Source organism: Gordonia sp. DT219, assembly GCF_049847065.1.
GTDB lineage: Bacteria > Actinomycetota > Actinomycetes > Mycobacteriales > Mycobacteriaceae > Gordonia.
Genome location: NZ_JBNCNR010000055.1, coordinates 1 through 1,454, shown reverse-complemented (window position 1 = coordinate 1,454; position 1,454 = coordinate 1). Strand labels below are relative to the sequence as shown.

Below are 1,454 nucleotides of genomic sequence, written 5' to 3'. Positions count from 1 at the left end.
TCGATTATCTGTCGGAGACGACGGGCGGGGAGTTCGTGTTGCCGCATGAGCCGACCGCGAGGGGGATTCCGGCGCGGTGGGGTTGACCCCGTTTGCCGGACACCGGTTAAGCGGCCGTTGCGACCGCTTGGTCAATCATGTTGCGTTCGAAGGTCGCCGGATCGAGGTTGCCCAGCGAGCTGTGTCGTCGGCGTTTGTTGTAGACCTCGTCGATCCAGCGGGACACCGCTGCGATTGCTTGTAGGTGAGTGTCGAACTCGCGTCGATCATAGAACTCGGTCTTCAACGTCGACCAGAAGCTCTCCTGCTGCGCGTTGTCCCAACATACCCCAGTCCGGCCCACAGAGAGCCGAGCGTTCAACTCAGCCGCCACGTCAGCCATCTGCGCCGACGTGTACTGACACCCACGATCGGCATGGAAGATAACCCTCGTTGTCGGCCCGGTCGCTGGATCCCGAAACGTAAATGCATTCCGAAAAGCGGTCTCCACGAGATCCGTGTGCAGAGTATCAGAAAACGCGTACCCGATCACACGGCGTGAACAGCCATCACGCACCGCGCACAAATACAGCCAACCGCCGGACTTCGTGCGTAGATACGTGATATCAGATGTCCACACCATATTCAACACACCGCGGTCGAAATGGCGCCCGACGAGATCGGGAATGGAATGCGGATTCCGGTCCACGATCGTCGTCACAGGGTTCCACGGACGCGGACTGATTCCCTGAATACCGTTGCGCCGCATGATTTTAGCAACAGTCTTCCGAGATACGGCCTCACCGGAAGCACGAAGATCCGCTGTGATCTGCGGTGCCCCGTACACACCGTCGGAACTGTCATGGAACGCCGCGATCTTCTCGGCCAGTACTCGTCGACGGTCCTGCCGGGCTGTTGGCGGACTATCGCGGCGGCGACGCCATTCATAAAACCCGGAACGAGAAACACCCAGCAAGTCGACGCCTCGGGCGATAGGGAAAGCAGCCTTCTCCGCATCAATTACTTCGTACGCTTGTTCTGCGACGAATTCTCCGCAGCGAAGAAGGCTGCTGCTTTTTTTAGGAACTCACGGTCCATACGCAGCTCGGCCACCTCGCGACGCAGCCGCTCCAACTCGGCACGCTCGTCGGCATCCACCGCCGGCGGCGGATCATCCATCCGTGACCGCTCGATCGCTACCCACCGGCCCAGCAACTGGTCACCGACACCGATCTCACGCGCCACCTCCGCGATCGTGCGACCGGTATCGATCACCAGATGCGCGGCCTCACGCCGGTACTTCGGCGTGAAACTTCTCCGCTTTGCTCCCATCACTACATCCTCTCTCGCCAGCCTCACGCTGGCCATCGGGATGTCCGGCAAACGGGGTCAACCTCAGCGGGATTTGTTTGAGGCGGTCGGTTCGGAGGCGGGTGCGGAGTCGTATGGCGGTATCCATGACACGTTGCTCGGTT

General features: G+C 60.5%; 1 protein-coding gene. It reads right to left on the bottom strand.

The window, feature by feature from the left end:
- Window positions 1-106: 106 nt before the first annotated feature.
- Window positions 107-1,311 (bottom strand): IS3 family transposase gene (locus ACPXB3_RS22350; protein ID WP_425729833.1). Its coding sequence is split into 2 segments (ribosomal slippage): window positions 107-1,059 and window positions 1,059-1,311, totalling 1,206 coding nucleotides; the frame shifts between segments, so codons are not numbered across the junction.
- Window positions 1,312-1,454 lie beyond the last annotated feature (143 nt).